This window comes from Luteolibacter sp. AS25 (genome assembly GCF_046736275.1).
Lineage (GTDB): Bacteria > Verrucomicrobiota > Verrucomicrobiia > Verrucomicrobiales > Akkermansiaceae > Luteolibacter.
The window spans coordinates 1223159-1238200 of the sequence record NZ_CP151837.1 but is presented as its reverse complement, the minus strand read 5'-3'; the positions used below and the strand labels follow the sequence as shown (position 1 = coordinate 1238200).

Sequence of the window (15042 nt, the reverse complement as noted above, 5' to 3'; positions counted from 1 at the left end):
GCTTAACAGCTCTTTACCACTCCGCAAACTCTTGCTCCAACGAACAACTCCCTATTGCCATTCAGGAACCCTAAACTTATCCTTTTTCCATGCACAGCCTGACGCAATGGTTCGAATCCGTCGAAACCGACCGCCCCTTCGAGACCTGCAAAGCCTGCGACCAACTCCTCCCGCTCGCCGCAGATAGCTGGGTGGTGAACAAGCACTACCACCGCCGCGAGTGCATCCTCGAATACGCGGTGTGCGAAAAGTGCCGTGATGAGGTCTCGAACAGGTTCAGCGAGGAATCCAAGGCTAGAATCCGCGAATTTCTCGAAAACGAGATTGATTGGGAGAACCGTATCATAGATTGGATGAAGCTCGAAAATCCCGCAGAGCGCCTGGACAACTGCGTGGCCTGCCTTACCCACCGCTCCCTCATCGATGGATTCACCCTATCCGCACAGTTTCGCCACGATGGTTCACTGGTCGATGGCGCCCTCCCGCTCATGCTCTGCTCCACATGTACGGGAAAAGTCTCTGAACAATTGTCTCCTGAAAGCCAGAAAGTTTGGTTGGATTTCGTCTCCCTGAATTTTGAGGGACCGGATTCAGATATTATTGGTCCGGGAATATTTTAATCATGCCTACTTCCGATCCTTCGCGCGCTGGAATCGGGATCTCCGCTCGGAAGGTTGCTCTGATTTTTCAGGAGCCACCTCCACCTTGGTATTTTGTATAGGTTTGGGTTTAGCTACCTTTGCAGCCTTCACCCGCTTGACCCTCGCTACTTTTGCCCGCTTTTCGCGTTTCACAAACACCGGCAGCTTCCATCCGGTCCGGGTGATAAGCGCATCAAGCAGTATCAAACACAGTAGGAAAATCCCGAGAGGAATGCTCAACGAACTAGCGGTAACAGAAGGTGGCCTCAACCACGCCTCCTCCAGATTCAGAAGCTCACGCCCGTTCGTTTCAAAGGAAACCTGTCGCAATTCGGACACGCGCTCGGGCTCGAATGCCCATTCCACGCTTGTGCCAACACTAAGGGGGCCGAAACCTATCGCATTTTCAGCCACACGGATAGCCCCCTTCACCACGCTTCCCTCCTTCAGGTCCCGGCTCAACGAGAAATGGCCAGGCGCAATTCTACGCCAGGCTAGCTCGAAAACATCTCCACCAGCCTCTTCCTGTAACTTCACCGTAGGCGGTGTCTTGCCCAAACGTTCCCCCCACTCCTCGGCATCATATAGTAAATCAAGATTCAGCCGCGTCCCATCCACCTTATGCCTCACCGCGATCCCCGGCGGCATTTCCTGCCCCATCAGAAACCTCCCGATGGTTTGCATGAAATCCCCGTAACCTTCCCAGTTGCGCACCTCTTCCGAAAATTCGCCGCCCAACGGGAAAGAAACCGCAGCCGTCCGTCCCAGCCCGCGCCTCGCATGAGCCACCAACGGAGCCACATATTCATCCGCGGAAGCCAAAGACACCGTCGCATCCTTCCTGGCGTAGGAGAGATTGTAACCTCCCACCTGCTGCATCCACTCTAGCGGCTTCGGAGAAATTTCCCCCCATCGCCCGGAAGCTACAACCTTCACAGGATCCTCAAGAAACGCGGAACGCGCGATCGTCACAGTTTCTTGGGCGAAAATCTTCGGAATATCCATCGGCCGATCGGAAAAGAAAATCCGGCCGTTACCCAGCTTCGCGATGTCTTTGCAAAGATCAGCATCCACATCCTTGTCCGTCCCCAGGCCGATCACTGAAACAGTAGCTCCCCCATCGGTCATCTCTTTCAACAATTTCTTATAGTCTCCAGGCTCCTCCGTATCCTGCGTATCGGTGAAAAGGATAATATGTCGGGTTCCCGCCTTCGATTTTCTCAACTCCTCCCACGCAGCTTTCAGCCCCGTGTAGACATAAATCCCGCCTCCTCCCGAACTAATCCGGGAAACACGCTGCGCGATCCCCTTCTGTTCACCACCCACAGTAGTAAGTGGCACCACCTTAGTCGGCTCGCTATCAACCGCAAAAACGGTCGCCTGATCCATCATACCCAGGAGATTTATAGCCGAAATCGCCCCGGAATTAGCGAGATCCATCTTGGTTTTCCCACCGGCCACACCCATCCCCATCGATCCCGAGCGATCCATCACAATCGCCAAAGCCACCGCCAACTTCCGATGCTCCGATTTCAACTCCATCGACACAGGTAAAAGTTCATCAATCTCAGATTGAAAATATCCACCACTTCCGAATGAACGTTTTCCTCCCGCCATCAGAAATCCGCCACCCTGCTCTCTGACAAAGAAATCCAGCGACCTCATAAAATCGCCCGGAATCTCGTGGGCCGGCACATTGTTGAAAATCACCGCCTTTGTCCCCCCCAGCAATCCGGGCTGAAGCTGGGATAGATTACTTACAACCTGCACATCGAAGTCCATATCCGCCATGGCTTGTGCCACTGGATCATCAACATATTTGGTCACCAGCAATAACCTTGGTCCACCGGTAATCTCAATCCATCTGGATGCACGATTATTGCCCAAATGCGCGTCCTCGTCCGGCTTAATCTCAGCCACATACTCGTAGGATCCTACTTTCGGAATCCTGTCTGTGAACTCCACCTTCCCCACACCGTCCTTCAAGACCACCTCCGTTTCCACCAAAAGCTGACCGTTCCTTTTAAGAAAAAGAGGCACGACTCCGTCCGTATTTCCTCTTATCAATATAGAAATCAAGTAAGGCTCACCCACCTGCACGCGCTCCGGAAATGAAAGCCGAGCCAGCCTCACATCTTCGGTTACCTCATCTCTGATCAAACGAAAATCCAATGGAACCCCGCGTGCCTTCAACTGCTCGGCGGCCTCGTTCAAAGGCTCGGTGGAATAGCCATCCGTGAATAAAAGCACCCTGGTCGGCTTTGTTTCATCCACTTGTGCCATTTGATTGGAAAGTGCCAGCCCCATCTTCGTCAGCTTTCGGGAACCGGTGAACGAAGAGCCGTCAATCCCCGCATCCGCCACCTCCGCCGCGAAATTAACGAAACGCAAAGTATCCTTACGCCCTGGCTTTGATTTCTCCAGTAACCGGGTCCACTCGGGCAGCCCCTTGTCGATAAGATCTTCAGTCGATTCAGACCGATCCAAGAGAACCACCAGGTCCAAAGCATTCTGCTGCTTCTCGATCTTCGGGACTGCGAGAAGCCCTGCAATGATGACCAGAATCAGCAATCGAAGCGGCCGGAACAGCCCAAGCCGGGGCCAAAACCATCCAATGATCAGGACAATGGGCAACAGCAGAAAACTCTCCGGATAATCGAAACTCACTGCTCTGAATCTCGCACACGATCACACAAAAGAGCAACCACAACGAATTGATTAGAAGCTCCATACAAACGGAACAATTGTGCAGGTGATCACCCAAGCCATCAGATTCAGCGGAATACCCGCCTTGATGTAATCGGAAAATCGATATCCGCCGGGACCGAAGACCATCATATGCGTCTGATAGCCCATGGGCAGCATGAACGCGCACGAAGCAGCAATGGTAACAACCATGATGAATGGGCGGGAGTCGACTCCCAACTCCTCAGCCAAGCGCACCACGATCGGTACAAGCATAACTGCAGTCGCGTTATTGGAGAGTACCTCTGTGAGCAACGAAGTGAACAGAAACACCAACCATAGCAGAACAAACGGCAGCATTTCCTTACTTACGAAGCCACTTGCCATGTTTACAAGATGACCGGCCAACCACTGCGCTGTTCCCGTACCCTGCATCGCCATCCCTAGCCCCAAAAGGCCATACAGCATCAGCAGGACCTGCCAGTCGATGCTCGCGTAGGCATCGCGTGGCGTGAGGATCTTTGCCCAGAGCAAAGCAAGAGCACCAACCATCGAAGCATAGTGGATCGGAATTGCCGGAACGCCTACGTTCATCCGGCTGAGAAGATCTGTAACGGAAACAGTGAGAACCACCGTGATCAGTACGGCCCACGAGAAGAAAATCGGCCATTTTTTCACCGGCTTATCCTCCGAGATCTCGGTGTCACTTTTCGCTTCATCGGTCAAAACAAAGTCGCGGGTAGCCTTGAGCGACGGCAGGTTATTCGTGGCGGTGATCACCAGTAGGGTATCGCCCGCCTCCAGGCTCAGGTCTGACATCTTCTTCGTAATATTCTGGCCATCACGATGCACCGCCAGAACCACGCAGTTGTATCGCTGCCGGAAATCAGCACGTGCCATTGATCTTCCGGCAAGTGACGAACCTGCAGGTATCACAAGCTCGGAAATAATGCCATCTACCTGTGAAAGTTCATCAACTCCAAGTTTTCCGAAGAGCTCTTGGGCACCTAGTGCCTTCCGTTTCCGCCGGTGAAAGGCCACCAGAAAGCGGTCGTTTTTCTCGATGGTTACTTCACTTAGCGGAAGCATCACCCTCGCACCACGGCGCCGGACCTCCAGAACATGGATTCCACCATCCCTGCTAGCCAGTTCGGTATCGAAGACTTTTTGCCCGATCAGGCTCGAGCTCTCACCGACCAGCAAGTGATACAACGGAAGCGTGCGTAATTCAATTTGAAGGGTTCCGGTAATTGATGATCTCGATGACAGAATCTTGGGACCGAAAATCGTCATGTAGGCAATACCCGCAATTGCCAATGGTACCCCAACCGGAGCTATCGCAAACATGGACATTGGTTCCAGACCCATATCCTTCAAACTTCCGTTGACCAACAGGTTGGTCGAAGTTCCGATCAAAGTACAACAGCCTCCGAGGATTGAAGAATATGAAAGCGGAATAAGCAACTTAGAAGCAGGAATATCCTTGGAGCGCGCAAATCCGAGAACAACGGGCAGGAGAATCGCTACAATCGCCGTGTTGTTCATCCACGCGCTGAAAAACGCAGATACAATCGTGAAGACCAGAATGGACGAGCGTACACCTCCGTTGACCTTGGACTGCAGCAAGCGGCCGATCTGATCAACCGCACCTGACTTCTCCAGAGCTCCACCTATCACAAAGAGCGCCGCTATCGTCAGAGGAGCTTCGTTTTTGAAAACGACACTCATCTCCCCCATACCCACTAACCCCAAAGCGACCAGCAAACACAAAATACTCAGCGCCAGAACATCAGGCGATGACCATTCACGTAAAAATGCTACCAGCGTCAGAACAACGACCAGCAGGGTAAGAAAAATTTCGAGAGTCATCAAGTTGGGTTTCGCATCGAGCCACAGACATGCCGCCGAACCATTGGAAAATCATAACAGTTCATAAACTGTCACAACTCTCAAGAGCCCAACTGCGGACGGCTTCAGCAAGTTCTCTTTCCGGGCCTAGTGCCCGTGCTCATCATGGCCTTTCTCATGCTCATCATGGGGGTCGCCGTTTTCCGCATGCTCGTCATGTGCGCCATGATGTTCATGCAGCTGTTTAGTACCGTTTGGTCCTTCGAATTCATGCCTTTCGCAGGCAGTCATAGCGATACAAGCAAACGGTAACAAAAGGGCGAAAGTCTTCATGCACTTTTCTTAGCTACTCCCCCATGAAAGGCAACATCAGATCTTCAAACGGAAAAAATGTTTTTCTGAATCAGAACCCTGGGAGGGGAAATCAATCGGTTTCGATCAGACTCTCAAAAGAGTCTGTGGAAATCTCGTTCCCTACTCCGTCTGAAGCAGGCACCCCAGCGGCATCATAAAGTTCCTGAAAGCTATCGGACGGCACAGCACCGGTGCCACCAATCTTCAGCTCTATCCAGCGGTATCCCTCGCTAACCTTTCCGAACATTATATCCACCCTAGGATTTGGCGACGTCGCTATCATCGGCTCTGGGATTCCAACTTGCAAAGTTCCGACGATCTTACCAGCGGCACCATTCCTGATATCACCGCGCAGGGCCATCCTCCCCCTTTGAATGAAATTGATTTTCGTAAGTTCGACTGAATCACCGGCGCGCTTCAGGACCGCCGTCACGTCATCCATGAAAAACGGTTCCTTATACCAAGCTTCATCTAGAACGAAGGCAAGCTGCGATAAAAACGGGAATCCACCCAAATCAATCTGGGAGTCCAATGAGTTCGTAGCGACAACCTGTAGGGTTGCTGCTTCTCCTGATCCCGGAGAAACCGATAGATAATTCATGTCCGGCAAACCTTTGGTGTTAACCTTCCCTGAGAAAAATGGACCCAAATCCGACCCAACCAGTTCGGACATCTCGAATTCTTCGGCATTGACGGACAAAACGTGAGTGACACCCGCAGTTGCTGGCTGGATCACACCGGAAAACTCGATAAAACCTCTGTCGACCACACGCTTGTTGTCAGCAACAGGAATTCCAAAGCGCAGACTTTTGATATCCAGGTCACTCCCGCTAACATTGATGAAGGAGCGGTCTAATTGAAGATCAGGCCAACCTTCAATCTTCAGTATTCCTTTCTGCAAACGGATTTCTCCCATGCCTTTCACACCGCCCGGATAAAACGAAGCCTCGGTATCTGTCAGAACGTTTTCATTAGACGCTTCATCACCAAAAAATACTTTCAGACTAGGAACCGAATACCGGTGAAATTGAAAAAGCTTCTTCGCATCACCCTTTTCTCCGAACCTAATATCTTCTCCTTCGAGAGGAGAACTCACCAAAAGTTCACCCGTTGCCGCGGTGATTTCTTCTCCTTTGAAGACCTTACCCAGAAAGCTTCCTGGACTAATCTTTGCGGTGATTGTTCTTAATTTCAGATTGGAAAGCGGATTACCCTTCGGCCAGTCAATTTCTACAGCAACAGCATTTGCAGTTACCGGATTCATGCGGAACTGACTCATCGATGTCTTCCCTCCACTTGCAGAGTCTGCTTTCTCAACGAGTCCACCGCGGAATGCTGCACTGTTTGCATACAGGATACCCGTGCCGGCTATCACTCCCATGATTGCTATAGAGCCAACGAGCAACGAAACCTGCAGAATTTGAACTTTCTGTTTCTTTGAATCGTTTTTGGAAGTCGTCTGATCAGTCCTTCTCTTTCGTTTTCGGACCTTATACGCCTTACTCCCATCCGACCGGGTAACCAACTCACCCTGATCTCCCGGATTATCCTGGGATTTCAACTTATCCATCATCTCATCGAGAGAGTATTGCTCTCGATCGTTTAATTGCTCAGCCATAACTAGATTTTCTGAAAATTATCGATCTTTGTAAGGCCTTCCCGTTGGATCGAGAATTTGAACATTCACGAGGAATATAATCGCCGTCGAGGAATGACTCTTGACGTTGGATTGAAACAACCGCCCAACCACGGGTATATCGCCCAGGATCGGAGTCTTGTCGTTGACGGTAGTAATTTCATCCCTTTGCAATCCTCCGATTACGATTGTAGCGCCGTCCGCTACTACAAGATTTGAGTTCACACGTGTAGGGCTGAAAATAGGCATCAGAATCGCATTCTCAGTAAGTTCCTGCATTTCGCTTCCCAAAAGAGTATCAACCGTGGTGTTGATCGGACTTCCGAAATTCACGAAACCATCGAAATCTGTAATATCCGAATTCAGTGTAACGTCCACGTATTGCTTATTCGCATCCGCTACTGGTAAAACCTCCAAAGTTATTCCAACGTTACGAGTTTCAAAAGCAGTAGGAGTCGCAGGTGTCACTGCAGATGTTCCTGAACCCGAGGTCGTAGGAATCTCAGGCGGTTCATATTCTGTCGGGTAAATGAATTCTTCGACAATCTCTATTGAAGCAGCCTGCCCGCTTCTTGTGGTCACGGCCGGTTGGGCCATCAAATCCGACCCCTTTTTCTGATCAAGTCCCCGCATCAAGGCTTGGATCGTTGCATTCCCGACTACCCCGTTAAGACCAATCACTCCTGGTGCTCGGTTTGTCTCTTGAACACTTCCTGTATTGGCCGATGAAATCAAATCATCGATTGAATTCCCCGCAATAGCTGAGTCACCACTTCTGTTACCTGATGTGATAGGATTTAAATCGGTCTGAGAGCCCGGAATCACGGGAAAATCTGTGATAGCACCACCATTTCCTGTAGTGCCGCCGGTAATATTCAACTCCCGTGCTCCGCCGAAAGTACTATTTCCTCCCGCTTCGAAATTGTTAAGCATCCAATCAAAACCCAATTCTTCCAGATTGGTTCTCTGGGTTTTGAGCATTGTGACCCGCACCGCAACAGATACAGGCTCAGTCAACGAGATTGAACTTACGATCTGCTCGATCACGTCCTGATTTGGCACCGAGTTGACAACTCGTAAAGTATTCGTGGCACTATTCAACGAGGCAGATGCTCCATCAGGAAAAGAAACACCCTGTTGTTCAAGAGCTTCTTGAGCTCCCATTCGCTCCGCCAGCACACCGTTCACACCCACGTCGGTATTGAAAATATCCTCGGATTCTTGCTTATTGGAACCACCTGAACCCAAGTTACTAAGAAAATCAGGGGGTACCTTATATGTCCGTGCAGTCATTTCATCTGCTCCAAATCCGGACGGGACAAACGTAACCGCAAATTCATCCTTTTTGATATTTGTCCCGGTGATTTCCGCCAAATACTTCAAAATCTGTTCAAGCGGAACATTGTTCAAGCTAAGATCGAAGGTCTTTGAGAGAATCTCCTTACCCGGTGACGCCGTCGCATCCCCGACGTTCACCGTAACGTTGATCCCCTTCTGGCGAGGATCTACCGCCATTGTATCATTCTCTTCCGCGCGCAGACGGACTAGATCAATAGCCTCCATGATCGTCGCTTCCTCCAATCGGAATTCCGGAACGATGATCCGGCTCAGCTTGTTCGAAACAGGGATAAAATCTCCACCGTTTGTAATTTCCCCCACATCAGGCAAGTCGGGAATTACAAGATCCGCGGCTAAAGGCAACTCCCAGGACCCGTCCACCTCAGCGAGAAATTCCGCACGCGTTGAGTCATATGCAGAACCGAAGTAATTTGATTTTTGAGCCGCTACTTTTTCCATTCCACGTCGTGCAGCCGAATTGTAGGGATCCAGTCGTAAAACCTTCTCGTAGTTAGACTTCGCTTCATCATATTTCCCCAGATCGAAAGATCCTTGGGCCATATATAGGCCGCGTCTGACCTCATCCACATCGGCAGCGTGGTCACTGCTCAGCGCCGGATTGGTGCGAATCGGGTCATCCAATTGGTTGCGAAACATTTCTGTTTCGACATCCGTCGACGAGTCATCATTCGCGTCCAATACTTCCTCTACAACACTCTTTGCGCCCGCGACATCACCTTTCCGCGATAACTCACGCCCAAGTTCAACTGAAGCTTGGGCATACCGCTGGGACGCAGCATCTTTCAGCTCTTTTGTGCCAGGAGCATCCGGAAAAGCAGCTTTGGCACCTGCATAAGCGGCCACAGCCTCCTCATACTTCATCGCCTCATAAGCCTCGTCACCTTTCTGCAGAAGAATCTGACCTTCCTGAACTGCCGCTTGTCGCCTTTGCAGCTCCCTTTCAGCCAGGGAATCTTGCCCCAGCGCGGTTCCAATGAATAAAGATGTCGTCGCAAATAGGAAAATCTTCCCTCTCGGATTGTTGAAAAATCGAAATGGCATATGCAGGTTTTGAAAACCTATAGACGTCCAAAATCAAAAGAGTAAGCGTAAAATCAGGAAAAACTCATCTTTTTAGACAAAACGCCGATCAGTCACCCCCACCATTACCTACCAGAAAAATTCCATCTGCTCTGGTTCTCGATTCTTGCAGCTCTCTCGAGATTTCCTAGCCCATCTCCTGTAGACAGCTTTCCAATGCATCCATCTTACTTTCCACAGTAGTCGATTGAATTTATACGGCCTCATCGCAAAATAGTGTTCATTATATCACTACTCAGTCAAACACATCTTTCACCAATTCACTCACTCGCATCCGCACCCCTCCAAAGATCAACTCAAACTCTTCCCGGATCAGGCAGAAAGAAGATCCCCTCCCTGACAAGCTGCCTTCCATCCAGCGGAAAATCTCCTCCACCAAGGACACGCCGCGCGATCCAAAAGCATGCCCAGGCGCGTCTCACTCGAATTTCTTTGCGAGGCCCACTCATCCGCGTCGCCAAATGCTGGAAGTGCCTGACTGGGTTCCCGACGAACCCGGCCGAACCATCGGCTGATCTCTCCAGAATCCAGATTAAAGCGTCGTAAGGCAGTGGCCAACTCTTGAGGACGCTTTCCTTACCACCCAGATCCGCAGAGAATGCCTTATTGATTTGTAATATTGCTTGCGCTGGTTTGCCGGACACCCATTGCCATTGGGCATACCGAAGAGCATCCAGGTAAAATTCCGCGTCTCGGCTACTGCCATGCTTCCTCATCAGGCCCGGACCAATGACTCCTCGCGCAGTTGGTAAATATGGACACTCGTTCACACCGGCAAAAAAACAGATATACGACGATTAAACGAGTATGATTGGCAACAAGTGAGCGAACTCTCCGCCTTGAGAGACACCTTCCAAATAAAATCGAATATTTAGAAAAAAATTTCAGTTTTCCGGAATAATTTCGCCTGATCTACCTCACAATGAAACAAAACTACATTCTTGCTCATTTGCGGGAATCCACCATACTCTTTAAACGTATATGAAATATCTACCTTTGCTTATCGTCTCCGGTTTGCTTTCTTCCTGCTTCAGCGGATCATCAGGCTCGGACTACCTCGCCGGTATCAATGGACCGGTGAAACAACAAACATCCGGCGCCACCAATCACCCTACTCCGGCAATTCACGATGATGTTTCATATTGGGAAGGCGATGGAGTGAGCGGCTCACCTTCGATCACAATCAACCGTTCCCAACAGAAAGCTTACTTTTACAAAGGCGGAAAACTCGTCGGCGTATCAAAAATTTCATCCGGAAACGAAGACAACGGCACTCCTGCAGGCACCTACAAGATTACCCAGAAGAGCAAGAATCACAAATCATCCGCATACGGAGTCATCAAGGACATCGCTACCGGCCAAATGGTGAATGACAGCGCCGACAACCGCGTGGACAAGGTCCTTCCAGGACAGATCTTCTACAACGCTCCAATGCCGAATTTCATGCGCTTCAACGCAGGCATCGGTATGCATACCGGTTATCTTCCCGGCTACGCAGCATCACACGGCTGCATCCGCATGCCGCATCACATGTCTGAAAAATTCTTCGCAAACGTGGAAGTAGGCACTCCCGTTATCGTGGAATAATCACCTTCCACAGGATTCTCCGACCCATTTCAGGTATTCTACGGAGATTTGACTTGGCTCCATCGCTACGATTTCAGGCACATCGTAAGGGTGGAGCTTTTTTAGTGCCTGCTCGAATGCCTCGAAGACTTCGCCCGCCAATTTGAAAATTGCGAGCACCTCGGAGTCGTTCTGGATTCCGCCATCCCAAGCGTAGATCGATTCCACACCCGGGAGCAGGCTCACACAAGCTGCCAATTTTTTTGCGACCAGTGCTCCCCCAACTTCACGGGCTTTTTCCAAATCAGGAAATGTGCAAAACACCACCAACATCGGTTCACTCAGTTGTCCCGGGCCCATCATTGGTTGGATTTATCGAAAGCGGCATCGAAAGCCAAATTCGAGCTGGGAAAATCAACATCCCTTACGAAAGCAGCGGCCTCCATACCGCCATGCACGCGGTCCATTCTCACATCCTCCCATTCCACGGAAAGAGGCCCTTGGTATTTGATGTCGTTTAGCGCAACCATGATATCCTCGAACTCGATGTCACCATGCCCGAGAGAGCGGAAATCCCAGAAACGGCGATGATCTCCGAAATCCGTGCTACCACCGAAAACGCCCACAGTGCCATCTCCATGGCCCCACCACGCATCCTTCATGTGCACGTGGTAAATACGCGAAGCTAGCTCCCTAATAAATTTCACGTAGTCCACACCCTGATAGCCAAGATGGGATGGATCATAATTAAACCCGAATCGCCTGTGGTTTTTCACGGCTTTTAGCGCCCGCTGGGAAGTAGCTATATCAAAAGCAATCTCCGTTGGATGCACTTCGAGCGCAAAGTTTACATCGACCTTGTCGAAGGCATCGAGAATTGGAATGAACCGCTTCGCGAAATCCTCGAAACCCTTCTCGTAGAATTCCTGACTGGTGGGCGGAAATGCATACAAAGCATGCCAGGTGGATGAACCGGTAAAACCATTAACCACTGCTGGGAATTCATCTTTACCGTCCCTTCCCGGTCTTGCGTTGAAAAATTTACGGGCAGCCTTTCCCGTCTTGATCATTTGTTTTGCGGCACGCTTGCGCACCCCCTCCGGATCGCCATCCCCCCACACATCCGATGAAAGAATCGCCTTGTGGCGCTCATCGATGTTATCGCAAATCGCCTGCCCTACCAAATGATTGGAGATCGCATAACAGCTCAGCCCATGATCGGAAAGCAGCTCCCATTTCTCCTTCACATACTTTTTCTTATCTACCGCTTGATCCACATCGAAGTGATCCCCCCAGCAGGCCAACTCCAGACCGTCATACCCCATGTCAGCTGCAAGTGGGGCTAGTTTTTCGAGCGGAAGATCAGCCCATTGGCCGGTGAAAAGTGTAACAGGTCGTGACATAGGTGTTTTTTATGAGGTTTTCAGGCCGAAATTAGAGAGAACACACCACAGCAGCAAAGAAGATAATCAGGGAATTTCACTTAAATATCACCTGTCATCACGTCCTGCCACTCCTCCCTGATCCGCTGGAAGAAATCGTGCTGTTCGAAAAATTTTCCATCAAAAGCAGCCACCCACACTGGCCCTTTGATTGAAGACGTCAGGAACATACCATCCACCTTCGCCACATCCTTTGGAGACAAAGGCTTCTCGACGCAGGTAATTCCCAGGACCTTGGAAATTCTGATTACCTCCGCCCGCGTCACCCCGGGCAGGCACCCGCTATCCAGACTCGGCGTCAGTATCTGCTTCCCCTTGATCAAAAAAATGTTCGCCATCGCCGCCTCACAAAGTTCACCAGATGAATTGTAAAATAGGATTTCATCAAAACCCTCGCGTCGGGCCAGATCCGTCGCAATCAGATGCTCCGCATAACTCCCAATTTTGAGCCCGCGCAAAACACTCTGTGTATCCCGCTTCCATGGCGCCACTGTCATCTTAACCGCCCCGCCCATGCTGCCCACACGGCTCGCAGTCATCCAAGCCCACGCAGCACCACTATCAATCTCGTTCAAGGCACCATCGCCCAGACTCACCGTGAAGCGTATTCTAGCCAATCCTGAGCTCAGCTCATTGTGCTTGAGAAGCGAGGTCATGGCCACGTCCAACCCTCCGACAGAAACCTCCACACTTCTCACCCCCAGTCGATCGAGTCCATAATTCAATCTCTTCAGATGCTCTCCGAGCAACCGCGGTCTCCCGTTCACAGCCAGTATCGTCTCGAATAGACTCAAGCCATGGCAAAGCCCCCGATCTTTCGGTGAAACTCTAAAATCCTCTTCATCGAGGAAAACACCATCGTGCCAGACAATACCCATACGCCGATTAGAAGCTAGACGATGAAGGAATCAAGAACGTAGGAAAGTTACTTTGGCGTTTTGCCGATTCCCGACTGCGGGAGAACTTTCAGGCTTGGCCAAACGGCCGAAGAAAAAAAAGAAGCGGCCCGACCGATTATCCCCGGGAAAAACCCAAAAACCCAAAGGGACGTTCAGTCGGGCCGCCTTGTCTTGCGACGCAGAAGAAATACTCCATTTTTTAATTTTCGTCAATGGAATTCCTCTAATTAAATCACCAATATTTAAAAATCCCTTTTAATTAAAGGGATACAGCTCACAAAAAAATAACGGTCACATTCCCCGGGCATTATCGTAGACTTGGGAAATATACAATCTTCCGGCATCGAATTTGGAAAAAAGAAGAATCTGTAAGCAAAAATCGCCCAGACCATCACAGTCTGAGCGGATCATTTCATTTTTCCTGGGTAGCTATTACCACCTCACACACGCGGCCGCCCATGTCAGACCTGCGCCAAAGACCACCAATACAATATGGTCTCCACGCTTGAAAGCACCACTTCGGTGGGCCTCATCAAGAGCGATCGCCACAGCAGCCGCGGAAGTATTTCCATACTTGTCCAGATTCACGAAGACCCTGCCTTCCGGAACTGAAAGTCTGTCCGCGATAGCATCAATAATGCGGAGGTTCGCCTGATGCGGTATCACACAGGCAATATCCTCGGATTTCAGTTCCGCTCTTTCGATAACTTTCTCAGCTGCCTGCTTCATCCGCGTTACCGCGTGCTTGAAGACTTCCTTGCCCTGCATCGCAAGGGTAGCCAAATGATCGCCAACGTTTGATTGAGTAATCGGCAAAGCGGATCCCCCACCCGGGATATTCAGAAGATGCGTAAGATTACCATCGGTGCCCATCTCTGTGGCAACAATAGCTCCCTCACCCTTCTCTGCACGACGTAATACTGCCGCACCCGCACCATCGCCAAAGAGAACACAAGTAGTTCTGTCTTCCCAGTTTACGAACGCCGAAAGCTTCTCTGCGCCGATGATCAAAGCATTTTCAAAAGCCCCGTCGGAAATCATCCGCTTACAGATTTTCATCGCGTAGAGGAAACCTGAACACGCCGCTGAAATATCAAAAGCCACAGCCGAACTTGCTCCAAGCTGCTGCTGCACGTAACACGCGGTAGCAGGTGTAAGTGTATCCGGGGTTATCGTCGCTACGATAATCAATTGCACGTCTTCCGCCGCCAGTCCTGCCTGTTCGAGAGCTTTCCGCGCAGCATTGCTAGCCATATGGGAAGTATACTCTCCTTCTGCGGCTATCCTGCGCTCCCGAATCCCTGTTCGGGAAAAAATCCATTCATCGCTCGTCTGGACAAGCTCGGCGAGATCCTCGTTTGTCATCACCTTTTCCGGGACGTAACTTCCCGTTCCCGCAATGCACACCTGATAATTTGTAGCCAACCCACTCATGTGCGAACACCCTGAAATCCTTGGCCACTGCAAACAAGCGCGAATTTACACATCTATTCAAGATAGCTGAAATACTTCACTCTGGCGGGCCGAAGTTC

The 15042-nt window shown here is 50.5% G+C and carries 11 protein-coding genes; 2 read left to right on the top strand and 9 right to left on the bottom strand.

The features are described from left to right. Positions 1-89: 89 nt before the first annotated feature. Entirely contained in the window at positions 90-620 is a 531-nt protein-coding gene (locus tag AAGA79_RS05775) for a hypothetical protein (protein WP_411827825.1), read from the top strand. A 6-nt stretch (positions 621-626) separates the two neighbouring features. On the opposite strand, the gene AAGA79_RS05770 is transcribed toward AAGA79_RS05775, so the two are convergent. The 5 genes from AAGA79_RS05770 to AAGA79_RS05750 form a co-directional block, all read right to left on the bottom strand. Then, positions 627-3308: a VWA domain-containing protein gene (locus AAGA79_RS05770; RefSeq protein ID WP_411827824.1), complete on the bottom strand. Its 2682-nt coding sequence runs from the start codon at positions 3306-3308 to the stop codon at positions 627-629. Positions 3309-3359: 51 nt separating this feature from the next. Beyond that, positions 3360-5195, bottom strand: a complete 1836-nt coding sequence (locus AAGA79_RS05765) for an SLC13 family permease (RefSeq protein ID WP_411827823.1) — start codon at positions 5193-5195, stop codon at positions 3360-3362. A 126-nt stretch (positions 5196-5321) separates the two neighbouring features. Further along, positions 5322-5507 (bottom strand): hypothetical protein, encoded by a 186-nt coding sequence (locus AAGA79_RS05760; RefSeq protein ID WP_411827822.1) that lies wholly within the window; start codon positions 5505-5507, stop codon positions 5322-5324. Between the two features lie 91 nt (positions 5508-5598). After that, positions 5599-7146: a hypothetical protein gene (locus tag AAGA79_RS05755; RefSeq protein ID WP_411827821.1), complete on the bottom strand. Its 1548-nt coding sequence runs from the start codon at positions 7144-7146 to the stop codon at positions 5599-5601. A gap of 18 nt (positions 7147-7164) precedes the next feature. Next, positions 7165-9564 carry an Amuc_1098 family type IV pilus outer membrane protein gene (locus AAGA79_RS05750; protein WP_411827820.1) on the bottom strand — a complete coding sequence of 800 codons (2400 nt, stop codon included), beginning with the start codon at positions 9562-9564 and terminating at the stop codon, positions 7165-7167. 1020 nt (positions 9565-10584) lie between these two features. Here AAGA79_RS05750 and AAGA79_RS05745 point away from each other — a divergent pair. Continuing rightward, positions 10585-11190, top strand: a complete 606-nt coding sequence (locus AAGA79_RS05745; RefSeq protein ID WP_411827819.1) for a L,D-transpeptidase — start codon at positions 10585-10587, stop codon at positions 11188-11190. On the opposite strand, the gene cutA is transcribed toward AAGA79_RS05745, so the two are convergent. The 4 genes from cutA to AAGA79_RS05725 all read right to left on the bottom strand — a co-directional run bounded on the left by cutA (position 11191) and on the right by AAGA79_RS05725 (position 14944). Further along, positions 11191-11532: a divalent-cation tolerance protein CutA gene (gene cutA / locus AAGA79_RS05740; protein ID WP_411827818.1), complete on the bottom strand. Its 342-nt coding sequence runs from the start codon at positions 11530-11532 to the stop codon at positions 11191-11193. Further along, the gene (locus AAGA79_RS05735; protein ID WP_411827817.1) at positions 11529-12572 is read right to left on the bottom strand and encodes a sugar phosphate isomerase/epimerase family protein; all 1044 of its coding nucleotides are present in this window, start codon (positions 12570-12572) and stop codon (positions 11529-11531) included. The genes cutA and AAGA79_RS05735 overlap by 4 nt, the downstream gene beginning before the upstream one ends. An 80-nt stretch (positions 12573-12652) precedes the next feature. Continuing rightward, on the bottom strand, positions 12653-13489 hold the full coding sequence (locus AAGA79_RS05730) for an aminotransferase class IV (protein ID WP_411827816.1): 837 nt from the start codon (positions 13487-13489) through the stop codon (positions 12653-12655). A 453-nt stretch (positions 13490-13942) separates the two neighbouring features. Then, positions 13943-14944 carry a beta-ketoacyl-ACP synthase III gene (locus AAGA79_RS05725; RefSeq protein WP_411827815.1) on the bottom strand — a complete coding sequence of 334 codons (1002 nt, stop codon included), beginning with the start codon at positions 14942-14944 and terminating at the stop codon, positions 13943-13945. Positions 14945-15042: the final 98 nt, after the last annotated feature.